Raw genomic sequence first — 22,099 nt, 5'->3', positions numbered from 1 at the left:
GCGGAACGATAACGTGTTCTAATTATTCACGTGACTGTGGAAGGACACGCCGACCCCGCCTTCGGTGCGGTTCGCGAGGTCTTCGCGGCGAATCTGGCGGCGGGCGCGGATCTCGGGGCCGCGGTGGCGGTATTCGTCGACGGCCGCGCGGTGGTGGATCTGTGGGGCGGAATCGCCGATCGCCGGACCGGACGGGCGTGGGAACGCGACACTCCCTGCGTCACCTTCTCGTGTACCAAAGGACTGACAGCGACCGCCGCGCTGCGGGTGAGTGCCGAGACCCGGATCGGCGTCGAGGAACCGGTGACGCGGTGGTGGCCGGAGTTCGGTGCCGCGGGCAAGGAAGCCACCACGCTGGCGGATCTGCTGGCCCACCGGGCCGGTCTGCCCGCGTTCGACCGGCCGGTCACCGTCGCCGAGGCGGCCGACCCCCGGGCCATGGCCGACCGGCTCGCCGCACAGCGACCGGTATGGGAGCCGGGCACCCGGCACGGTTACCACGCCCTGACCTTCGGTTGGCTGGTCGGCGAATTCGTCAGGCGGCACACCGGTGATTCGGTCGCGACCTATGTGGCCGAGCATTTCGGGCCCGAACTGTGTCTCGGCATACCGCGGGTCGCCCCGGCGCGCACCGCCTTCCCGGAGCGCTCCGGCGCCGCCCGATTCTCCGTCGATACCGCCGGGGGCGGCGTCGCCGCGCGGCTGATGCGTGCCTACGAAGATCCGGATTCGCTGATCATGCGCGGCTCGACCAACCCGCGCCCCTCCTACTCCGATCCCGCCGTGCAGGCGGGTGGCTGGCCGGCCAGCGGCCTGCACACCACCGCCCGGGCGCTGGCCGGTTTCTACCGCGACCTGGGTGCGGGCGCCCTGCTACCTGGGGACATCCTCCGCGCGGCCGCCACCGAACAGGTACGCGGTCCGGACGAGGTGCTGATGCTGGAAAGCGCGTTCGGACTCGGCTACATGCTGCCCGCGGCAACCATGCGGCTGCCCGGACCGGCCCGCGCCGGCGCGTTCGGCCATCCCGGCGCCGGCGGCTCGCTGGGGTTCACCGACCCCGAACGCCGGATCGCCTTCGGTTTCGTACCGAACCTGCGCCGTGACGCCTTCGACGGGGACACCCGCGCCCACGATCTCGTGACCGCCGTCTACGAATCGCTGTGATGAACGATTCTTCTTCGCCGTGGGCGAACACGGGCACGGGGTGGAACAAAGGCGGACCCGGCCAAGTTGAGTGGGTGTAGCTCAACTATTGGAGGTTGTGTTCGTGACTACACCACTGAATCTTCCGGTGCTGTTCCTGACCGATCCCATCGTGCTGCCCGGGATGGTCGTGCCGATCGAACTGGATGAATCCGCGCAGGCGGCCATCGACGCCGCGCAGGCCGCGCAGACCGGGACCGTGCTGCTGGCTCCGCGTCTGTCCGAGGGTTACGCCGCCTACGGCGTGATCGCCACCATCGAACAGATCGGCCGGATGCGCGGCGGTACGCCCGCCGCGGTGCTGAAGGCGGAACGGCGCGCGAAGATCGGTCACGGGGTCACCGGCCCCGGCGCCGCACTGTGGGTGGAGGCCGAACCGGTCGATACCCCCGCCGCCGACGGACGCACCCGGGAACTGGCCGCCGAGTACAAGAAGCTGGTCGTCTCGGTGCTGCAGAAGCGCGAGGCGTGGCAGATGATCGACGCCTTCAACCAGCTCACCGATCCGTCCGCCATCGCCGATACCGCGGGCTACGCCGCGTATCTCACCGATGAGCAGAAACGTGAACTGCTCGAGACCCCGGACGTCGCACAGCGGCTGAACCGGCTCATCGAATGGACCAGGGCCCATATCGCCGAGGCCGAGGTCACCGAGAAGATCGGTGACGAGGTCCGCGAGAACATGGAGAAGAGCCAGCGCGAATTCCTGCTGCGCCAGCAACTCAACGCCATCCGCAAGGAACTCGGCGAGGACGAGCCGGACGGCGCCGACGACTACCGCACCCGCGTAGAGCAGGCCGACCTGCCCGACAGCGTGCGCGAGGCGGCGCTGCGCGAGGTCGGCCGGTTGGAGCGCTCCAGTGATCAGAGCCCGGAAACCGGGTGGATCCGCACCTGGCTGGACACCGTCCTGGAACTGCCGTGGCAGGTGAAAACCGAGGACTCCACCGATGTGGCCGCTGCCCGGGCCGTGCTCGACGCCGACCATCACGGCCTGGACGAGGTGAAGGACCGGATGGTCGAGTATCTGGCGGTCCGGGCGCGGCGGGCGCAACGCGGCCTGGAGGTCGTGGGCGGACGGGGATCCGGCGCGGTACTGGTGCTGGCCGGCCCGCCCGGGGTCGGTAAGACCTCACTCGGTGAATCCGTCGCCCGCGCCCTGGGACGCAAGTTCGTCCGGGTCGCCCTCGGCGGTGTGCGGGACGAGGCGGAGATCCGCGGTCACCGGCGCACCTATGTGGGCGCGATGCCCGGCCGGATCGTCCGGGCGATCAAGGAAGCCGGTTCCATGAACCCGGTCGTCCTGCTGGACGAGGTCGACAAGATCGGTTCGGATTTCCGGGGCGACCCGGCGGCGGCCCTGCTCGAGGTGCTCGACCCCGCGCAGAACCACACCTTCCGCGATCACTACCTGGACATGGACCTCGACCTGTCCGATGTGCTGTTCCTGGCCACGGCCAATGTCATGGAGACCATTCCGGGCCCGCTGCTGGACCGGATGGAAGTGATCACGGTCGACGGGTACACAGAGGACGACAAGGTGGCCATCGCCCGCGACTTCCTGCTGCCCCGGCAACTGGAACGCAACGCGCTGACTGCCGAGGAGGTCCGGGTCACCGACGCGGCACTGCGCGAGGTAGCGGCGAACTACACCCGTGAGGCCGGCGTCCGGCAGCTCGAGCGGCTGATCGCCAAGGCATTGCGCAAGGCGGCGACCCGCCTGTCCGAGACCGGCGCCACCGAGGAGGCCCGGACGGATACGGAGTCCCCGTACTCCGGGGCCACGGCATCACCGCTGACCATAGATATCGCGGATCTGAAGGAATATCTCGGGCGTCCGCGCTTCACCCCGGATTCGGCGGAACGCACCGCGGTACCGGGTGTGGCGACCGGTCTGGCGGTCACCGGGCTCGGCGGTGACGTCCTCTACATCGAGGCCAATACCGCCGAGGGCGAGCGGGCCCTGACCCTGACCGGCCAACTGGGCGATGTCATGAAGGAATCGGCGCAGATCGCGTTGACCTACGTGCGATCGCACCTGGGTGAGATCGGCATCGAATCGGCGGTGCTGGACCGCAACCTGCACGTCCACGTGCCCGCCGGCGCCGTGCCCAAGGACGGGCCGTCGGCCGGTGTCACCATGGTCACCGCGCTGGTGTCGCTGGCCCTGGGGCGCCCGGTGCGCTCCGATGTCGGGATGACGGGCGAGGTCACCTTGAACGGCCGGGTGCTGCCGATCGGTGGGGTGAAGCAGAAGCTGCTCGCCGCGCAGCGTGCCGGACTGAAGACGGTGTTCATTCCGGCCCGCAACGAGCCGGACCTGGACGACGTCCCCGCCGATGTGCTGGCCGAGCTCGACGTCCGCCCGGTGGGCGATGTCGCCGAGATCCTGGCCTACGCCATCGAACCGGTGCGGGAACCGTCCCTGGGCGAGCGCACCCTGGCGGCCAGCGCCTGATCCACGATCGAGGGCCGCGGCAACCCGTTCGGGTGCCGCGGCCCTTTCGTTTGCGGCGATCCGGCGATCGTTTCGACCACCGCCCTAGCCGGGATCGACGGCCTGTCTCGCCGACGCAGCCACCGATTCGGCCGCCCGGGTCACGAGCAGTCCGCTGGCGAATTCCGAGACGCCGGCCTCCGGCGATCCGGCCTCCAGCGATCCGGCCTCCAGCGCCGGGCCCAGTGGCGCCGACTACACCGGCGTCTTCCCTGCCGCAGCCAGGAGTGACCAGGAAACGTAGCGCGCAAGCCCGGTCCTTCAGGGCCGGGTCAGCGCATCATTTCGTGCTGTGGTGTTCACGCGGGTTTATGTCGGCACCCGGTGTTAGGTTGTGGTCGTGCAGCTCCGGTACAACTTCCGGGTCTATCCGACGCCGGGTCAGCGGATCTCGTTGGCGCGGGCGTTCGGGTGTGCCCGGGTGGTGTACAACGACAATCTCCGCGCCCGCGAGCAAGCGCATGCGACTGGGGTGAAGCTCTCCGACACCGACGTTCAACGTCTCGTCGTCACGGAAGCCAAACGCACGCCGGAGCGAACCTGGCTGGCGGAGGTGTCGAGCGTGGTTTTGGTCCAGGCCTGCCAGGACGCACGCGCCGCCTACCGGAATTGGTGGGATTCGCTGTCCGGGAAACGCAAGGGTGCCAAACTGGGCAAGCCGCGGTTCCGGTCCCGCAAGGACAACCGGCAGGCGATCCGTTTCACCCGCAACGGGTTCTCGTTGCGTCCGAACGGTCGGGTGTATGTGGCGAAGGTCGGGGAGCTGAAAGTCTCGTGGTCGCGGGAGTTGCCGTCCGATCCGTCGTCGGTGACCGTCATCAAGGATGCGGGCGGACGCTATTTCGTGTCGTTCGTGGTGGTGGCCGACGATCGGCCTCTGCCCGAGTTGGAGGCCGAGGTCGGTATCGACTTGGGGCCGGCCACGTTCGCGGTCTGCTCGGACGGGAAAACGATCGTCTCGCCGCGTTTTCTGCGGCAGGCCGAACGCCGGTTGAAGAAGGCGCAACAGGCCCTCTCTCGCAAGGAGGAGGGCAGCAAGAACCGGGCCGGGGCCCGTATCAGGGTGGCTCGCTCGTATGCGCGGGTGGCCGATACGCGCCGACACTGGGCACACAAGCATTCCACGACGATCATCCGCGACAACCAAGCGGTGTATGTCGAGGACTTGTGTGTGAAGGGTCTGGCCCGGACCCGGTTGGCGAAGTCGGTCCACGATGCCGGGTGGTCGATGTTCACCCGCATGCTGGAGGAGAAAGCCCACAGGTATGGGCGGACCTTCGGCAAGGTGGATCGCTGGTTCCCGTCCTCGCAGTTGTGTTCGGTGTGCGGAGCTATCGACGGACCGAAACCGTTGCACGTCCGGGAATGGATCTGCCGATGCGGTGCCGTCCACGACCGGGATTTGAACGCCGCGAAGAATATACTCGCCGCAGGGCTTGCGGAGAATTCAAACGCCTGCGGAGGGGCCGTAAGTCCAGCCGCCTAGCGGAAGGCAAGCCCCAATGAAACAGGAACCCACCGAGATGCCGCGTAGCGGCATGGCAGGAATCCCGGCCGTTCACGGCCGGGAGGAAGTCAAACCATCCGCAGAGGGCCCCGCGCCGGTGGATGAACGAGGACGCTGATGCAGGACACGACGAGTTCGCCCGGTCCTCCCGGGCCGGATCAGCAGGATCGGCGCACCATCGACCGCTGCGCGGCGGGGCTGAGCGGTCTGCTGGCCGCCGCGGTCGTGCTCGGGGTCGGTGAACTCGTCGCGGCCCTCATCGCCCCGGATGCTTCGCCCTTCCTGGCCACCGGGGCGACCGTGGTCGATCACACGCCCCAGGCGCTGCGCGAGTTCGCGATCGAACAGTTCGGTACCCGGGACAAGCTCGTCCTGTTCCTGAGCATGGGTGCGGCGATGGTGGTGTCGGCGGTGGCGGCGGGATTGCTGGAACGACGCCGGCCCTACGGCAGCGTACTGCTGGCCGGGCTCGCGGTGGCCGTCTGTCTCGCCGCGCTGCGGCGGCCGAACGCCACCGCGGCGTTCGCCGTGCCGATCCTGCTCGGTGCCGTGGCCGGAATCTGCACCCTGCGGATCCTGATCGCCCGGGCACCGCGCCGGCCGGCGTCGGGGGGCGCATCCGCGGGAGACGCCGCGGGCTCGAACGGAACCGATGCCTCGCGGCGGCGGTTCCTGGGGTTGGCCGCCGGGGCCTTTGTCCTGGCAGCCGGATCCGCCGCGGCCGGGCGGTGGGCCGGCGAACGTGCGCGCGCGGTGACCGCGGACCTGCGGCGGTTCGTGGTCCCGCGTCCACAGGTGGCGGCCGCGCCCGTCCCTCCAGGGGTCGACCCGCCCGTCCCGGGGCTTTCCCCGTTCCGCACCCCCAACGACACCTTCTACCGGATCGATACCGCCCTGCGGTTACCCGCGTTGACCAGTGCCGACTGGCAGCTGCGGATCCACGGCATGGTGGAGCGCGAAATCCGGCTCACCATGGACGATCTGCTCCGGCGGCCCGCCGTGGAGAAGATGATCACCCTGACCTGTGTGTCCAACGAGGTCGGTGGTGACCTGGTAGGCAACGCGAGCTGGATCGGATACCCCCTCGCCGACCTGCTCGCCGAGGCCGGGGTCCGGCCGGACGCGGATATGGTGCTGTCCACCAGCGCCGACGGTTTCACCGCCGGCACGCCGGTCGCGGCCCTCACCGACGGTCGCGACGCCCTGCTCGCGGTGGGTATGAACGGCGAACCGCTGCCGGTCGAGCACGGTTACCCGGCCAGGCAGGTGGTACCCGGTCTCTACGGATACGTCAGCGCGACGAAATGGGTGGTCGACCTGGAGGTCACCCGATTCGATCGCGCCCAGGCCTACTGGACCCGGCGGGGCTGGTCGGCATTCGGCCCGATCAAAACCGCCTCCCGCATCGATGTTCCGCCGGCCTTCGGCCGTATCGGTCCGGGGCCGGTGGTGGTGGCCGGGGTCGCCTGGGCTCAGCATCGCGGGATCACTGCGGTGGAGGTGCAGGTCGACGACGGTCCCTGGCAGCCGGCCGACTTGGCGCCGGAGTATTCATTGGACACCTGGCGGCAGTGGACCTGGCGCTGGGACGCGGCACCTGGTTCACACACCCTGCGCGTACGAGCCACGGACGGGGCGGGCCGGGTGCAGACCGAGGAGCGCGCCGACCCGGTCCCGGACGGTGCCACGGGCCGGCACAGCCGGACGGTCACCGTCGGGTGACGATGACCGTCCCGGTCCACTACGCCGCCACCGGCGCCGGTGCCTGGGCGAATTGGGTCCGGTACAGCTCGGCGTAGCGCCCGTCCGCGGCGAGCAGTTCGGTATGGGAGCCACGCTCCACGATGCGTCCGGATTCGACCACCAGGATCTGATCGGCCGCCCGCACGGTCGAGAGCCGGTGGGCGATCACCAGGGCGGTACGACCCTGAAGCGCTTCGGTCAGTGCCGCCTGCACCGCGGCCTCGGAGGTCGAGTCGAGCGAAGCGGTCGCCTCGTCCAATACCACCACCCGCGGCTGTTTGAGCAGCAGCCGGGCAATGGTGAGGCGCTGGCGTTCGCCGCCGGAGAGGCGATAGCCCCGTTCCCCGACCACCGTGTCCAGTCCGTCGGGCAGGCTCGCGATCAGCTCGCTCAGGCGCGCCCGCGCCAGCGCGTCCCACAGCTGTTCCTCCCCGGCCTCCGGGGCGGCCAGCAGCAGATTGGCCCGGATGGTGTCGTGGAAAAGATGGCCGTCCTGGGTGACCAGGCCGACGGTTTCCTGGATCGACTGCGTGGTGAGTTCGCGAATATCGGTGCCGCCCAGCCGGACCGCGCCCGAATCCACGTCGTAGAGCCGCGAGACCAGCTGCGCGATGGTCGATTTACCGGCGCCGGAGGAGCCGACCAGGGCGATCAGCTGACCGGGCTCGGCGCGCAGTGACACCCCGTGCAGCACTTCCTCACCGCCGCGGGTGTCCAGTGTCGCCACCTCTTCCAGCGAGGCCAGCGAGACCTTGTCCGCCGCCGGGTATCCGAACCGCACATCGTCGAGTTCCACCGCGACGGGACCCGCGGGCACCGGCCGGGCGCCGGGAGCGTCCTCGATCAGCGGCTTCAGGTCCAGGACCTCGAAGACCCGCTCGAAACTGACCAGCGCGGACATGATCTCCATCCGGGCACTGGCCAGCGCGGTGAGCGGAGAGTACAGCCTGGTCAGCAGGAGCGACAGGGCCACCACGGCACCGGCGTCCAACTGCCCGCGCAGCGCGTACCAGCCGCCGAGGCCGTATACCAGCGCGACGGCCAGCGCCGAAACCAGTGTCAAGGCCGTGACGAAAACGGTCTGCAGCATGGCGGTGCGCACGCCGATATCCCGGACCCGCCGGGCCCGCAGCGCGAACTCGGCCGATTCCTGGGCAGGCCGCCCGAAGAGTTTCACCAGGGTCGCGCCCGGCGCGGAGAAACGCTCGGTCATCTGCGTGCTCATCGCCGCGTTCAATCCCGCTGCCTCCCGCTGGATATCGGCCAGCCGGTCGCCCATCCGCCGGGCCGGGATCACGAATACCGGCAGCAGGAGCAGCGCGAGCAGGGTTATCTGCCAGGACAATTGGAGCATCACCACCAGGGTGAGCGCCACGGTGACGATATTGGCGACCACCCCCGACAGGGTGTCGCTGAAGGCGCGCTGCGCCCCGATCACATCATTGTTCAACCGGCTCACCAGCGCGCCGGTCCGGGTCCGGGTGAAGAAGGCGATCGGCATCCGCTGAACGTGATCGAAGACCGCGGTCCGCAGGTCGAGGATCAGGCCCTCGCCGATCCGCGCCGACAGCCAGCGGATGGCCAGGCCCAGGCCGGCGTCGAGAACGGCCAGCGTGGCGATGGCCAGCGCCAGCAGTATCACCGTCCGCGGGGGCGACCCGGCGAAGATATCGTCGACCACCCGGCCCGCGAGCAGCGGCGTGGCGACCACCAGCACCGCCGCGGCCACGCTGAGCACGAGAAAGGCGATCAGCCGCCGTCGATGCGGCCGGGCGAAGCGCAGAATGCGCCGTGCCGTCGCGAGACTGAACGACCGTGTCTCCTCGGGGGCGTGCATGCGCCGGTACATCTGGTCCCAGGCCACCGATTCCATGCTCATCTGACAATGTCCTTCCGCTCCGGAGCACGATTGAACTCCGGTACACCGACACTAGAAGCTGAACCATTGTTCAGGTCAAGCGGCGGACGGTGGGCCGCCACCGTTCCCGGGTGCCGGCGCGACCGGGGCGAGTTCGAGACGGACCCCGAGCAATCGGATCGGACGATCCAGCGGAAACCGATCCAGCACCCGCAGCGCGGCTTCGACGATCACGGGGATATCGGTGGTCGGCTCCGGCAATTTGGACTGTTTGCTGCGGGTATAGAAGGTGCTGGTGCGCACGGTGACCGAGACCCGGGTGGCGATCCGCCCCGCCTCGATGATCTCCGCCGCGACCTCCACCGCCAGCCGGGCCACCTGCGCGCCGATCTCGGCCGGATCGGTGAGATCCCGCGCGAAGGTCTGCGATCTGCTGCGCCCCACCGCCGGTGGCGGTTTCGTCACCACCTCGGTATCACCGGCGCCGCGACTCATCACCCACAGCGCGGGGCCGTTCGCCGGACCGAACTCCGCGGCGAGCCGCGACCGATCGGCGGTCATCAGCTCCCCGACGGTATGAATATCGAGTTCGGCCAGCCGGGCCGCGATCCGGTTGCCGATTCCCCAGAGCGCGTTCGTCGGACGATGGGCCATCACCTCGGACCAGTTCGCGGCGGTGAGCCGGAACATGCCGTCGTGCGCTCCCGGATGGTCGGCGGCGGTGACGCCGGGCTTCCCGACCGATTTCGCGAAACCGGTGGCCAGTTTCGCGGTGAGCTTGTTGTCGCCGATGCCGATCGCGCAGGTGAGACCCAGTTCTGCCACCGCGGCCCGGATCGCCCGGGCGAATGCTTCGGGGTCCTCGGTATCGAGTGCCACGAACGCCTCGTCCCACCCCCACACCTCCACCTGATCGGTGAACGCCCGCAGCCGCGCCATGACCTCCTCGGACGCCTCCTCGTAGCAGGGCACGTCCAAGGGCAGGAAGACCGCATCCGGGCATTTCCGTGCCGCCGACCGCAACGCCATACCCGCCCGCACCCCGTAGGCGCGCGCCGGGTACGAGGCGCAGGTCACCACCTTGCGGGGCTCGTCCGGGTCGCCGTTTCCGCCCACGATCACCGGCTGCCCGCGTAGTTCGGGATGACGCCGGTATTCCACCGCGGCCTGGAATTGGTCGAGGTCGACGTGTAACAGCCAGCGGGCCACGAGACCGTCTTACTCCTACCGGGTGACAAGAAGGGGGATATCGCAACGGCGCGCGCCGCGTGGCCCGGACCGTGCCCCGGCGGCGTGGTGTTCGAAACGTGCTCCGTGGGTACCGGGCGGCCTACGGCCCGGTGACGCGAGTCGGCCGAGTGATCCGCCACTCCGGCCTAGGCTGGACCGTGTGACCGACCAGGACGCACGGGACACTCTCGCAAGGCATCTGCGCGCGCGGATCGGTATCGACGCGGTGGATATCTCCCACCGCCGGCGCGTGGAGTACTCCTCGGATGCCTCGAACTACCGGGTGCTACCCGAAGCGGTGGTCTTTCCCCGGTCCGAGGCGGATGTGGCGGCCGTACTGGAGGTCGCGCGGAGCGAGGGCCGGGCCGTGACCGCGCGCGGGGGCGGCACCTCCGTCGCGGGTAATGCCGTCGGTCCCGGCATCGTTCTCGATTTCAGCAGGCATATGACCGGAATCGCCGAGATAGATCCGGACCGCCGGACCGCCCGGGTACAGCCCGGGGTGGTGCTGTCGGATCTGCAGCGCCGGGCGCGGGAGCATGGGCTGCGCTTCGGCCCGGACCCGTCCACGCAGAACCGCTGCACCCTCGGCGGCATGATCGGCAACAATGCCTGCGGTCCGCACGCCATCGCGTGGGGTCGCACCTCCGACCGGGTCCGGGAATTGCGGATCATCGACGGTACCGGAGCGTCCCGCCGCCTGGCCGATTCGCTGGACGAGGTGCCCGGGCTGCCGGAGTTCACCGCGAAGGCCCTCGCCGTGCTGCGCACCGACCTGGGCCGGTTCGACCGGCAGGCCTCGGGCTATGGGCTCGAATACCTGCTGCCGGAACGGGGCGGCTCGGTGGCCGGTTCGTTCGTCGGCACCGAGGGGACCTGCGGTGTGCTGCTGGAAGCCGAAGTGGAATTGGTGCCGATCCCGGCGTCGACCCTGCTGGTCGTGCTCGGCTACCCCGATCTGGCCGCCGCCGCCGACGATATCGCCGCGGTGGTCTCGGTCGCGCCGGTGGCGGTCGAGGGTATCGATGCCCGGCTGGTCGAGATGGTGCGCGCACACGGCCGGCGGGTCCCCGATCTGCCGCGTGGCACCGGCTGGTTGTTCGTGGAGCTGGCGGGGGAGAACGCGGCCGCCACCCACGCCGCCGCCCGCCGGCTGTGCGGGGCGGCGGACGCGCTGGACAGCCGGATCATCGACGATTCCGGCGCCGCGGCCGCGCTGTGGCGGATCCGGGCCGACGGCGCCGGTCTGGCCGGCCGCACCCGTGATGGTGAGCCGGCCTGGCCGGGCTGGGAGGACGCGGCGGTTCCACCGGCCCGACTCGGGGCCTACCTGCGTGATTTCGACGAGCTGACCCGCGAGCACAAGGTCGAGGGGATGCTCTACGGGCATATCGGCGACGGCTGTATCCATGTGCGGCTGGACCTGCCCATCGCCAACGCGCCGGAACGGTTCCGCGCATTCCTGACCGACGCCGCGCATCTGGTGGTGGGCCACGGCGGTTCGCTGAGTGGGGAGCACGGCGACGGCCGGGCCCGGTCGGAGCTGCTGGAGATCATGTACTCACCCGAGGTCCGCGCCGTCTTCGCCGGTTACAAGGCGCTGTTCGACCCCGCGGACCTGCTCAATCCGGGCGTGCTGGTGCGGCCGCGCCCGCTCGACGCCGATCTGCGGCTGGCGGGTCTTCCGTCGCTGCCGCGCGCGGGCGGCTTCGCCTTCGCCGATGATGCCGGGGATCTGTCCACCGCGGTGCACCGCTGCGTGGGGGTGGGCAAATGCCGGGCCGATACGCGCGGCACGGGTGGTTTCATGTGCCCCTCCTACCTGGCCACGGCCGACGAGAAGGACACCACCCGGGGCCGGGCCCGGGTATTGCAGGAGGTGGTCCGGGGCGAACTGGACTGGGCCGCGCCCGCGGTGGCCGAATCACTGGACCTGTGCCTGTCCTGCCGCGCCTGCGGGACGGATTGCCCGGCGGGCGTCGATATGGCGACCTACAAGTCCGAGACGCTCTACCGCCGCTACCGGCGTCGGCCGCGCCCCCGCGACCACTACACGCTGGGTATGCTCCCGCGCTGGCTGGCCGCCGCGACTCGGATGCCGCGGCTGATCAACGCGCTGGCCGGCGCCGGACCGTTGCGCCGGCTCGGGCTGCGGGCCGCCGGGATCGATCCACGCCGGGAGGTGCCGGAGCTGGCGCCGGTGCCGTTCCGGCGGATCTGGCGACGCGAGATGGCCGAGCAGCAGGTGGGGAAATCGGGCGCGCCTACGGTGATGCTGTGGGTGGACACCTTCACCAATGCCTTCGACCCCGATATCGCGGTGGCGGCGGTGCGCCTGCTCGATTCGCTCGGCTACCGGGTGATCGTGCCGCACCGGCCGGTGTGCTGCGGCCTGACCTGGATCAGCACCGGGCAGCTGGACGGCGCCCGGGCTCGGCTGCGTGCCACGCTCGACGCCCTCGACGAACATGTGCGCAGCGGCGGGGCGGTGATCGGCCTCGAACCCTCCTGTACCGCCGCGCTGCGAGCCGATCTGCCGGAGCTGTTGCCCGAGGACCCGCGTGCCCGGCCGGTCGCGGCCGCGGTTCGCACCCTCGCCGAGTTCCTCACGGCGCAACCGGACTGGCGTCCGCCGTGGTACCCCGGCCGGTCGATGGTCGTCCAGCCGCATTGTCACCACTATTCGGTGCTGGGCTTCGACGCGGATCGCCGAATATTTGCCCAGATGGGCGTGAATGTGACAGAGATCGCCGGCTGCTGTGGTCTGGCGGGCAATTTCGGAATGCAGCAGGGGCATTACGAGATATCGGCGGCGGTGGCGGCGAACGGAATGCTGCCGGCACTGGAAGGCGCCGAACCGGATGCCGTCGTGGTCGCCGACGGGTTCTCCTGCCGTACCCAGGCTGCCCAGCTCACTGCCCGGCGGGGTCGGCATATGGCACAGATTCTGCTGGCAGACGATTGATTCCGGGTGAACCCCGGGTTTCTTCGTATCGAAGAGCGGCCGACCTCGGCGGGCCGGCCGCTCCTCGTGCGGCTCAGCTCCCGAAGGGGAGGGTCCCGGGCGGAATCTCGTAGCCGGAGCTACCGGCGAAAACCGAACCCCACAGATCGAGTAACCAATTGAGCGCTTCGGTGAGCATAGGAACCTCCAGTCACGGCGAAAACCACATATTTGCTCAACTGCGTCTTCATCGGCGGGCAATCGGACAGCGTTACTCCGCGCAGAGCACAATGGCATGGTGCCTGTCCGAACCGCGGGATCCACCGACGATGCGCGGGCGACCCGGACCCTGTCCGCCGCCGCCCCGATCCACCTCGCCCACACCCTCGCGCCGTTGTGTCGTGGGCCCGGCGACCCCTGTCACCAGATCACCCCGGACGGGGCGCACTGGCACACCTCACGCATGCCGACCGGACCGGTCACCTACCGGCTGGTCCAAGAAGACCCACTGACCGTCGGCGCGGCCGCCTGGGGTGCGGGCGCCGCGGAGTTCCTCGACGGGCTCGATCGCATGCTGTGCCTGGACGAGAGGGTCGACGATTTCGTGCCCATCCATCCCACGGTGGCGGCCGCGCACCAGCGGTATCCCGGGCTGCGGATGCTGCGCACCGGGCGGGTACTCGAAGCGCTGATCCCGGCGATCCTGGAACAGAAGGTGACCATCGTCTCCGCCCACGCGGCGTGGCGCCGCCTGGTACATCTGTTCGGTAGTCCGCCGCCCGGCCCGGCCCCGGCGGGTATGCGGATACCGCCGGACGCGGCGGGCTGGAGCCGGATCCCCTCATGGAGCTTCCACGGCGCCAATGTCGGGCCGCAGCGCAGCCGGACCATCGTGCGGGTGGCTCGGCTGGCCGAATCGCTGGAGCGGATGACGGCGCTGCCTCCGGCCGAGGCCGCACGCCGGCTCCGCACGATTCCCGGTATAGGGGAATGGACGGCCGCGGAGACCGCGCAGCGCGCTTTCGGCGACGCCGACGCGCTGTCGGTGGGTGACTTCCACTTGGCGTCGATCGTCGGCTGGACCCTGCTCGGCCGCGATATGGACGACGCCGAGATGGTCGACTACCTCGAACCGGTACGTCCGCATCGCTATCGCACCATCCGTCTGCTCGAGATCAGTGGGCAAGCTCGTAAACCGCGGTTCGGCCCGCGCGCTCCCATCACCGATCATCGCTGGCATTGACCGATAAGGGTGTTCGCGGCCCGGGAGATCTGGGTTCTTGTTCCGGATAGCCGTACGGAATCGGCCGGTGAGCGGCCGGTACGGCGGAACCCGGTCGCTATTGGAGGGCGCGATTGTCCAGTACGCAGCGGCCCGCTTCCACCAGGGTGGCCCGGGCGCGCCGGCGGACCCGGCACTCGTCGACGGTGCAGTCCAGGTGCAACTGCATTGCCGAATGGGCTTGTTCGGGGGTCATCACGCCGGGATCGGCACCGCAGGCGAGCAGGGTGGGGATCGGGGCGTCCAGATTCAACCGCATCACACGACCTCCTTCTGAACCCGCGGTCGACTCCTGTTGTCCGCGGTGGTTTTCCGGGTGTGCACATACGACCAACAGCTCACCATAGGCCGAGAAGGGCCGATATCGGGTGAGATTCGGCGTTTTTACCGGTACCGATTCGTGAAATTTCCTGTAGACGGGTGTAAACCCGAGCTCGGTGGGGGTGACGCGTAGCATCGCGCTACATCCTCGAGGCGCGCTGCGCCGGGACCCTCGACTCGAAAACGACGATTTCCGCGGCGGTGAAGGAGAACCTGGATGAGCATCGACAACGGTACGAACGTGGACCTCTCCGGCGCGCGGTGGGTGAGCGGCGCCACCGGCGAAGATGTCACCGCGCCGGGGACGCACAGTGTCGAGATCGCGATGCTCGCCGACGGTCATGTCGGGATGCGCGACGGTAAGAATCCCGACGGGCCGGTACTGGTCTTCACTCCGGGTGAATGGGCAGCCTTCACCGCCGGTGTACGCGACGGTGAATTCGACCGGCCGTAACCTCTCTCTACCCGGGCCGACCTACCCCGAGCTCGGAGTTTGGGTCCGTCAGGTAACGGGTAGACAACAATATGTGGACCCAGGGATCAAGAATTCCCGTCCCCGGCTCCGCAAATTCGGGCCCGGCGACGGCGTCGAACGATTGATCGTCGGCCTGCTCTTTGCGGCATCGGCGGTGGGCGTTTTCGTACTCACCGGCTCGGTGTTCTCGGCGTTGTTCGTGGGAGTGCTCGTGGGGCTGGTCGCGACCGGTGTGGTCGCGATGTTGTGAAGTCGGCCGGTCGAATCGGTCAGCGCCGGAAGAGTTTGTTGCCGAGCCAAACGATCGGATCGTATTTCCGGTCGGCGACGCGCTCCTTCATCGGTATCAGCGCATTGTCTGTGATCTTGATGTTTTCCGGGCACACCTCGGTGCAGCATTTGGTGATGTTGCAGTAACCCAGCCCGTGCTGCTCCTGCGCGGCGTCCCGGCGATCGGCCACATCCAGCGGATGCATCTCCAGCTCCGCGATGCGCATGAGGTACCGCGGGCCGGCGAACGCCTCTTTGTTCTCGTCGTGATCGCGCACCACATGACAGGTGTTCTGGCACAGGAAACACTCGATGCACTTGCGGAACTCCTGCGAGCGCTGCACATCCACCTGTTGCATCCGGTATTGCCCGGGTTCCAGATCCGGTGGCGGTGTGAACGAGGGGATCTCGCGGGCCTTCTGATAGTTGTAGGAGACATCGGTCACCAGGTCGCGCACCACCGGGAATGTCCGCAGCGGTGTCACAGTGACAACATCTTCCGGCGTGAAGGTGGACATCCGGGTCATGCAGAGCAGCTTCGGCCTGCCGTTCACCTCGGCCGAACACGAGCCGCATTTGCCCGCCTTGCAGTTCCAGCGGACCGCGAGATCCGGCGCCTGGGTCGCCTGCAGGCGGTGGATGATGTCGAGAACCACTTCGCCCTCGTTCACCGCCACCGTGAAATCCTGTAGTTCCCCGCCTTCGATATCGCCGCGCCATATGCGGAACTGGGCGTCGTAACTCATCCGCTCACGCCTCCTTGCTGTCCGATTCGCGGCCCGCGGGTGCCGACCCGGCCGCGGCGCCGTTCACCGCGGCCGGATGGCCCGCGAGTTCGGTTGGGGTGTAGTACTTTTCCAGCTCGCCGAAGTCGAAGAGCGCGAGTAGTTCGCCCCGCATCGGCAGCTGATCCTGCACGGTCACCGAGATATCGGGGACGGCTCCGACTCCGGCGCCGTCGGTGGCGCAGACCAGTAGTTTGTTGCGCCACTGCGGGTCCATACCCGGGTGGTCGTCGCGGGTGTGCCCGCCGCGGCTCTCGGTGCGCAGCAGCGCCGCCTGCGCCACGCACTGGCTGACCAGCAGCATGTTCCGCATATCGAGGGCGAGATGCCAGCCGGGATTGAACTGCCGGTGCCCCTCGATGCTGACGTGCGCGAACCGGTCGCGCAGCGCCTCGAGCCGGGTGATCGCCTCGCGGACCTCGTGTTCCTTGCGGATGATGCCCACCAGATCGTTCATGGTCTGCTGTAGATCGGTGTGCAGGGTGTACGGGTTCTCCCCGGAAGCGCCCTCCGGCGGGTCGAACGGGGCGAGCGCGGTCTGGGCCGCCGTCGCGATATCGGTATCGGCCACCACCGGCCGCTCGGCGAGCCCGGCGACATACTCCGCCGCGCCCAGACCCGCCCGCCGGCCGAAGACCAGCAGATCCGACAGCGAGTTGCCGCCGAGCCGGTTGGACCCGTGCATACCGCCCGAGCATTCACCGGCGGCGAAGAGGCCCGGTACATGCGCCGCGCCGGTATCCGGATCCACCTCGATGCCGCCCATCACATAGTGACAGGTGGGCCCGACCTCCATCGGTTCCTTGGTGATGTCCACATCGGCCAGTTCCTTGAACTGGTGGTGCATCGAGGGCAGCCGGCGGATGATCTCCTCGGGCGTGAGGCGCGAGGCGATATCGAGGTAGACCCCACCGTGTTCGGTACCCCGGCCGGCCTTGACCTCTTCGTTGATGGCGCGGGCCACTTCGTCGCGGGGCAGCAGATCGGGCGTGCGGCGCGCCGAATCGTTGTCGCGCAGCCACTGATCCGCCTCTTCCTCGCTCTCCGCGTACTGCCCTTTGAAGACCGCCGGAATGTAGTCGAACATGAACCGCTTGCCGTCGGTGTTCTTCAGTACGCCGCCGTCACCGCGGACACCCTCGGTGACGAGGATTCCCTTCACACTCGGCGGCCACACCATCCCGGTGGGATGGAACTGCAGGAACTCCATATTGATCAGCCGGGCGCCGGCCCGCAGCGCCAGGGCGTGGCCGTCGCCGGTGTACTCCCAGGAGTTCGAGGTCACCTTGTAGGACTTGCCGATGCCACCGGTGGCCAGCACGACGGCGGGGGTTTCGAACAGGATGAAGCGGCCGGATTCGCGCCAGTAGCCGAAGGCGCCGCTGATCCGGTCACCGTCCTTGAGCAGATCCGTGATCGTACATTCGGCGAAGACCTTGATCCTGGCTTCGTAGTCACCGGTCTGCGCGTAGTCCTCCTGCTGTAGCGAGACGATCTTCTGCTGCATGGTGCGGATCAGCTCCAGGCCGGTGCGGTCGCCCACATGTGCCAGCCGCGGGTAGGTGTGGCCACCGAAGTTGCGCTGGCTGATCCGGCCGTCGGCGGTCCGGTCGAACAGGGCACCGTAGGTTTCCAGCTCCCAGACCCGGTCGGGGGCCTCCCGCGCGTGCAGTTCGGCCATCCGCCAGTTGTTCAGGAACTTGCCGCCGCGCATGGTGTCGCGGAAATGGGTCTGCCAGGTGTCCTTCTCGTTGGCATTGCCCATCGCCGCCGCGCAGCCGCCCTCGGCCATCACGGTATGGGCCTTGCCGAACAGCGATTTGCACACCACCGCCACCGACAGGCCGTGTTCCCGGGCTTCGATCACCGCGCGTAGTCCGGCGCCGCCGGCACCGATCACCACGACGTCGTAGGTGTGCCGCTCCACTTCGGGCATAGCCGTGCAAACTCCTCAGTCGATGATGCGAAGATCGGAAATCGTGCCGCCGGCCACCAACATCACGTAGAAGTCGGTGAGCACGAGGGTGCCCAACGTGGTCCAGGCGAGCTGCATATGCCTGGTGTTGAGCTTGGAGACCTGCGTCCAGAACCAGTACCGCACCGGATGCGCGGAGAAGTGTTTGAGCCGTCCGCCCGCGATATGCCGGCAGGAATGGCAGGACAGGGTGTAGGCCCACAGCAGGATCACATTGCCGGTGATGATCAGACTGCCCAGGCCGATCCCGAAGCCACCGGTCTTGCCGTGGTAGGCGATCACCGCGTCATAGGTGTTGATCAACGAGATGAGCACCGCGACATAGAAGAAGTAGCGGTGGGCGTTCTGGATGATCAGGGGCAGCCGGGTCTCCCCGGTGTACTTCGCGTGGGGTTCGGCCACCGCGCAGGCCGGCGGGGAGAACCACACCGACCGGTAGTAGGCCTTGCGGTAGTAGTAGCAGGTGAGCCGGAACCCGAGCAGGAACGGCAGCACCAGGAACCCGAGCGGCAGGAACATCGGCAGGTCACCGAACGGGGTGCCGAAGTGACTCGCGCCCTCGACGCACGAGGTGCTCAGGCAGGGGGAGTAGAACGGCGTCAGATAGTGGTAGTCGGGCACCCAATAAGCCGTTCGTACAAATGATCTGATGGTCGCGTAGACGACGAACGCGGCCAGGCCGATCACGGTGATCAGCGGCGGCAGCCACCACCGATCCGTGCGTAGGGTCCGGGTGGTGATCCGGGCCCGGGTCCTGCTGAATACGCCTGTACCCGCTTCTGGAGCGGTTGTGGTCGTTGCGGCACTCACTGGTCGATGCCTCGCTGATCGGCGGTGCGGGTGGTCATGGGTACCTCCGCGATCGAATGTGATGCTGAGCACCATACGCCCGGCCCGCTATCGAATGAGCAGGGTCTGCGCAATCTCGATGGCCTCGAGCCACAGTGATTTGCGCCACATTTACTGACGATCTTGCTCCGGTGAACACGTCGCAAACGAGGACGGCCGGTCGCCTGTGCGGCGACCGGCCGTCCGAAGATCATCGGGTTGCGACCCGATGTCCGGTGTCCAGTTATCCGGCGGTGAACTCCGTGTGGTTACTGGGTGCGCGGCCGGGAGTGGAAGCCGAGTCCCTCGTCCTGGGCGCCCATCCACGCCGATTCGTCGGATTTGCTGTCCGGGACGTAGATGGGTTCCTGGCCGCGGCGTGCCGTCACCTGTGGTGGCGGACTCTTCTCCAGTTCGTCGGCATCGATGCACAGCCGTTCCAGATCGTTCTCCAGCCGGCGCACGGAGCCGGCGTCTCCGTAGTGGGTGCGCAGCACCCCGATGGAGTGGCGAAGCTGGTTTACGGCGTATCGGAGCTCCGCGATGTCGCTACGTGTCATGGGTACCTCCTGAGTTGCTGACCGGTCGCGGTGGCGAACGCCGCCCGGACTACCCCGGCCGCCCGGCGCGCTTGTGACCGACCACACAAGGTGATCTACAACACAGTACGGCAAAATCCCGATTCCGGCTCGTCCCACGATCAAGATCGGATCTCGGTTGGGGGCCGATGTGTACAACTCCGACGGGAGTCGTCGCGGCGGTATGGCGTCGTATATGCCTGTCTAACTCTGAGGCGAGAAATACGTATACACCGCTCGAAGAGGGAGCCGACCGGTTTATAAGCATCTCTACTGAAAAGCATAGAAACTGGAATAAAGATATAAGATCGTGCGCTATCGGGCTCTCTGCGGCTTTCTACGAAATCTTGTAGTGAGCCCGATAGATTGCCGGAGTCGGCCGGTCAGGTGGTGACACTTCGCAGGTAGCGCCCGAAATGCGGGACCGTGAACCCGATGGTGCCGCGCTCCGCGGAGTAGATGAGACCCTTCTTGATCAGCCCGTCGCGGGCGGGCGACAGCGATGCGGGTTTGCGACCCAGCTCGGCGGCCACCGCCGAGGTGGCGACCGGACCGTCGTCCCCGGAGAGGTCCGCCATCGCACGCATGTACTCGCGTTCGGCCGGGGTCGCCCGTTCGTACCGTGAGCCGAAGAACCCGACCGCGAGCTCCTCCTCGGCGGCCGGCGCCGCCACCTCGACGTCCTCGGCGGTGATCGGGCTGCCCGGCGCCTGGTCCCAGGTCGCCTTGCCGTAGGCCTGGACGAAATACGGATAACCGTCGGCTTTGCGGTAGAGCGCGGTGAGCGCTTCGTCGGAGAACTTCACGTCCTCACGCTCGGCCGGCGCGATCAGGGCGCGGTCGGCCGCCTCCCGGTCCAGCCGATCGATGCGGTGATAGCCGAAGAGCCGTTCGGAGTAGCTCTTGGACGCCGACAGGACCGCCGGCAGATGTGGCAGACCCGCCCCCACCACGATCAACGGCGCGGTGTCCTGGCCGAGTTCGTGGCAGGCGCCGCAGATGGCCGAGATATCGGCCGGACCCAGATCCTGCATCTCGTCGATGAAGACGGCGATACCCGCGCCCACGTCCTGGGCCAGTGCGGCGGCCTCCATCAGCAGTTCCACCAGATCGATCTCGATATCGCCGGAGTCGGCGCGTCCGGTCACGGCCGGTACGTCGATACCCGGTTGCCAGCGCTCCCGCATGCCCTTGTCCGCGGTGGCGCGCAACGCGAACGCTTTGAGGATGCCCAGGAAGTCGTCGATGCGTTCCTGGTTGTGATGGTTCTTGGCAATGGCCCGCGCGGCCATGTGCAGCGCCGAGGACAGCGGGCGGCGCAGTTCCTGGTCCGGGCGGGCCTCTATCTTGCCGGTGCCCCAACCCCGGGATACCGCCGCCGAGCGCAACTGGTTGAGCAGAACCGTCTTCCCCACGCCGCGCAACCCGGTGAGCATCACGCTGCGCTCCGGGCGACCCCGCGCGACCCGCTCGAGGACGATATCGAACGCGTCGAGCTGTTTGCCGCGCCCGGCCAGTTCCGGTGGACGCTGACCAGCGCCGGGCGCATAGGGGTTCCGCACGGGGTCCATACCCTCACACCGTAGCGAAACGATCGGAAAATCTGGCCCTATCTACGCCGGATTCTAGAGAGGTCCAGCGGCCATCCGGCGCATCCCGGTAGGGTGCCGCGGCACCGGGCGGACACGCCCGGCCGAGACCTTCGCGTGACCTGTCGCAGGCCCGAAAAGCGCTGGCGCGCCAGCGCTTTACACATGTACTCCCTGTTGGCGCGAAAAGGACACCCGTTCGGCTGGACAACACCCGGGTGGCATCGTAACCTTCTTGTGACTTAGTGGAGTCGAGTCGTTTCGTAAGTGAGGCGGCGCCATTGGTCACCGCCGCAGTCGGCCGCCGCGAATCGAGTAGGACGCGCGACCGGGGCAGCGGGAGAGCACGAAGATCGGAGACGTAGCTCGGTGGGTAAGCACAGCTTGCAGCGAGAATCCAAGCTGCCTAATTCTGTCAAGGGCGCACTGGTCATGGGCACGCTGGCCGCGACTACGGGCACCATGCCCGCGATCGCCTCGGCCGCGACGACCACGATCGACGTTCCCGGTATCGGCAAATTCGACGTCGAGGTACCGGATCAGTTCGCCGCGCAGGCGGATCAGCTCAACCAGCAGCTGAACCAGGCCCTCGAGCAGGCCCCGCACGCCATGCCCGCCGCTCCGGCGCTGCCCAACTTCGCGCCGCCCGCCCCGGTCCAGCAGCAGACCCTCGGCGATATCGCGCTCGACGCCGCCAAGACCAAGGTCGGCGCCATGTACTCCTGGGGTGCGGCCGGCCCGGCCAACTTCGACTGCTCCGGCCTGGTTCAGTGGGCCTACAAGCAGGCGGGCATCAAACTGCCGCGTACCAGCTTCGAACAGTCCCATGTGGGCGCGCCGGTGGCCTTCTCCAACCTCAAGCCCGGCGATATCGTCATCACCAACGGTGGTGGTCACGTCGGTATGTACGCCGGTGACGGCCTGCTGTTGAACGCGGTGCAGTCCGGCGAGCCGGTCTCCTACACCCACCTCTCCCCCGACGATGTGGTTACCGCGCGTCGTATCGTATAG

General features: G+C 68.1%; 17 protein-coding genes. 9 read left to right on the top strand and 8 right to left on the bottom strand.

The window, feature by feature from the left end; translation table 11 throughout:
- Window positions 1-30: 30 nt before the first annotated feature.
- From ON38_RS25215 to ON38_RS25200, 4 genes are all read left to right on the top strand, one after another.
- On the top strand, window positions 31-1,167 hold the full coding sequence (locus tag ON38_RS25215) for a serine hydrolase domain-containing protein (RefSeq protein ID WP_245564193.1): 1,137 nt from the start codon (window positions 31-33) through the stop codon (window positions 1,165-1,167).
- A gap of 163 nt (window positions 1,168-1,330) precedes the next feature.
- Complete coding sequence (gene lon / locus ON38_RS25210) at window positions 1,331-3,664, top strand: endopeptidase La (protein WP_051165158.1); 2,334 nt, start codon at window positions 1,331-1,333, stop codon at window positions 3,662-3,664.
- Window positions 3,665-4,037: 373 nt separating this feature from the next.
- Complete coding sequence (locus ON38_RS25205) at window positions 4,038-5,189, top strand: RNA-guided endonuclease InsQ/TnpB family protein (protein WP_306306697.1); 1,152 nt, start codon at window positions 4,038-4,040, stop codon at window positions 5,187-5,189.
- Window positions 5,190-5,327: 138 nt separating this feature from the next.
- Window positions 5,328-6,932 (top strand): molybdopterin-dependent oxidoreductase, encoded by a 1,605-nt coding sequence (locus tag ON38_RS25200; RefSeq protein ID WP_083873074.1) that lies wholly within the window; start codon window positions 5,328-5,330, stop codon window positions 6,930-6,932.
- Window positions 6,933-6,951: 19 nt separating this feature from the next.
- Here the strand turns inward: ON38_RS25200 and ON38_RS25195 are convergent, their stop codons facing one another.
- Both ON38_RS25195 and ON38_RS25190 read right to left on the bottom strand, forming a co-directional pair.
- The gene (locus ON38_RS25195) at window positions 6,952-8,832 is read right to left on the bottom strand and encodes an ABC transporter ATP-binding protein (protein ID WP_039827482.1); all 1,881 of its coding nucleotides are present in this window, start codon (window positions 8,830-8,832) and stop codon (window positions 6,952-6,954) included.
- A gap of 75 nt (window positions 8,833-8,907) precedes the next feature.
- Window positions 8,908-10,020 carry a DNA polymerase IV gene (locus tag ON38_RS25190; protein WP_039827480.1) on the bottom strand — a complete coding sequence of 371 codons (1,113 nt, stop codon included), beginning with the start codon at window positions 10,018-10,020 and terminating at the stop codon, window positions 8,908-8,910.
- 181 nt (window positions 10,021-10,201) lie between these two features.
- On the opposite strand from ON38_RS25190, the gene ON38_RS25185 reads away from it, so the two are divergent.
- Window positions 10,202-13,006: an FAD-binding and (Fe-S)-binding domain-containing protein gene (locus tag ON38_RS25185; RefSeq protein WP_039827479.1), complete on the top strand. Its 2,805-nt coding sequence runs from the start codon at window positions 10,202-10,204 to the stop codon at window positions 13,004-13,006.
- Window positions 13,007-13,280: 274 nt separating this feature from the next.
- Entirely contained in the window at window positions 13,281-14,228 is a 948-nt protein-coding gene (locus ON38_RS25180) for a DNA-3-methyladenine glycosylase family protein (RefSeq protein ID WP_051165154.1), read from the top strand.
- A gap of 97 nt (window positions 14,229-14,325) precedes the next feature.
- Here the strand turns inward: ON38_RS25180 and ON38_RS25175 are convergent, their stop codons facing one another.
- Window positions 14,326-14,526, bottom strand: coding sequence for a hypothetical protein (locus ON38_RS25175; RefSeq protein ID WP_039827478.1), 201 nt, complete (start codon window positions 14,524-14,526; stop codon window positions 14,326-14,328).
- 279 nt (window positions 14,527-14,805) lie between these two features.
- Between ON38_RS25175 and ON38_RS25170 the strand changes: the two genes are divergently transcribed.
- Together ON38_RS25170 and ON38_RS25165 are read left to right on the top strand one after the other, a co-directional pair.
- Window positions 14,806-15,042 (top strand): DUF397 domain-containing protein, encoded by a 237-nt coding sequence (locus ON38_RS25170; RefSeq protein WP_039827477.1) that lies wholly within the window; start codon window positions 14,806-14,808, stop codon window positions 15,040-15,042.
- Window positions 15,043-15,115: 73 nt separating this feature from the next.
- On the top strand, window positions 15,116-15,313 hold the full coding sequence (locus ON38_RS25165; RefSeq protein ID WP_039827476.1) for a hypothetical protein: 198 nt from the start codon (window positions 15,116-15,118) through the stop codon (window positions 15,311-15,313).
- Window positions 15,314-15,332: 19 nt separating this feature from the next.
- Here the strand turns inward: ON38_RS25165 and ON38_RS25160 are convergent, their stop codons facing one another.
- The 5 genes from ON38_RS25160 to ON38_RS25140 all read right to left on the bottom strand — a co-directional run bounded on the left by ON38_RS25160 (window position 15,333) and on the right by ON38_RS25140 (window position 21,070).
- Window positions 15,333-16,079, bottom strand: a complete 747-nt coding sequence (locus tag ON38_RS25160; RefSeq protein WP_039827475.1) for a succinate dehydrogenase/fumarate reductase iron-sulfur subunit — start codon at window positions 16,077-16,079, stop codon at window positions 15,333-15,335.
- A 4-nt stretch (window positions 16,080-16,083) separates the two neighbouring features.
- Window positions 16,084-18,054 (bottom strand): fumarate reductase/succinate dehydrogenase flavoprotein subunit, encoded by a 1,971-nt coding sequence (locus tag ON38_RS25155; protein WP_051165153.1) that lies wholly within the window; start codon window positions 18,052-18,054, stop codon window positions 16,084-16,086.
- A 15-nt stretch (window positions 18,055-18,069) separates the two neighbouring features.
- Window positions 18,070-18,903, bottom strand: coding sequence for a succinate dehydrogenase subunit SdhC (sdhC, locus tag ON38_RS25150; protein WP_039827474.1), 834 nt, complete (start codon window positions 18,901-18,903; stop codon window positions 18,070-18,072).
- A gap of 287 nt (window positions 18,904-19,190) precedes the next feature.
- Window positions 19,191-19,481, bottom strand: a complete 291-nt coding sequence (locus tag ON38_RS25145; protein ID WP_039827473.1) for an Rv0250c family protein — start codon at window positions 19,479-19,481, stop codon at window positions 19,191-19,193.
- A gap of 401 nt (window positions 19,482-19,882) precedes the next feature.
- Window positions 19,883-21,070, bottom strand: coding sequence for an ATP-binding protein (locus ON38_RS25140; RefSeq protein WP_039827472.1), 1,188 nt, complete (start codon window positions 21,068-21,070; stop codon window positions 19,883-19,885).
- Window positions 21,071-21,520: 450 nt separating this feature from the next.
- Here ON38_RS25140 and ON38_RS25135 point away from each other — a divergent pair, with 450 nt between their 5' ends.
- On the top strand, window positions 21,521-22,099 hold the full coding sequence (locus ON38_RS25135) for a C40 family peptidase (protein ID WP_051165152.1): 579 nt from the start codon (window positions 21,521-21,523) through the stop codon (window positions 22,097-22,099).

It is taken from the genome of Nocardia testacea NBRC 100365 (assembly GCF_000308775.1).
Taxonomy (GTDB): domain Bacteria; phylum Actinomycetota; class Actinomycetes; order Mycobacteriales; family Mycobacteriaceae; genus Nocardia; species Nocardia testacea.
This window is presented reverse-complemented; position numbering and strand designations above follow the sequence as displayed.

What these genes read in the sequence shown, in the direction of transcription:
- lon (WP_051165158.1), top strand. Translation starts at nt 1,331, where the DNA reads ATGGTCGTGCCGATCGAACTGGATGAATCCGCGCAGGCGGCCATCGAC.
- ON38_RS25200 (WP_083873074.1), top strand. Translation starts at nt 5,328, where the DNA reads ATGCAGGACACGACGAGTTCGCCCGGTCCTCCCGGGCCGGATCAGCAG.
- ON38_RS25195 (WP_039827482.1), bottom strand. Translation starts at nt 8,832, where the DNA reads ATGAGCATGGAATCGGTGGCCTGGGACCAGATGTACCGGCGCATGCAC.
- ON38_RS25180 (WP_051165154.1), top strand. Translation starts at nt 13,281, where the DNA reads ATGGTGCCTGTCCGAACCGCGGGATCCACCGACGATGCGCGGGCGACC.
- ON38_RS25175 (WP_039827478.1), bottom strand. Translation starts at nt 14,526, where the DNA reads ATGCGGTTGAATCTGGACGCCCCGATCCCCACCCTGCTCGCCTGCGGT.
- ON38_RS25170 (WP_039827477.1), top strand. Translation starts at nt 14,806, where the DNA reads ATGAGCATCGACAACGGTACGAACGTGGACCTCTCCGGCGCGCGGTGG.
- ON38_RS25160 (WP_039827475.1), bottom strand. Translation starts at nt 16,079, where the DNA reads ATGAGTTACGACGCCCAGTTCCGCATATGGCGCGGCGATATCGAAGGC.
- ON38_RS25155 (WP_051165153.1), bottom strand. Translation starts at nt 18,054, where the DNA reads ATGCCCGAAGTGGAGCGGCACACCTACGACGTCGTGGTGATCGGTGCC.
- ON38_RS25145 (WP_039827473.1), bottom strand. Translation starts at nt 19,481, where the DNA reads ATGACACGTAGCGACATCGCGGAGCTCCGATACGCCGTAAACCAGCTT.
- ON38_RS25140 (WP_039827472.1), bottom strand. Translation starts at nt 21,070, where the DNA reads ATGGACCCCGTGCGGAACCCCTATGCGCCCGGCGCTGGTCAGCGTCCA.
- ON38_RS25135 (WP_051165152.1), top strand. Translation starts at nt 21,521, where the DNA reads ATGGGCACGCTGGCCGCGACTACGGGCACCATGCCCGCGATCGCCTCG.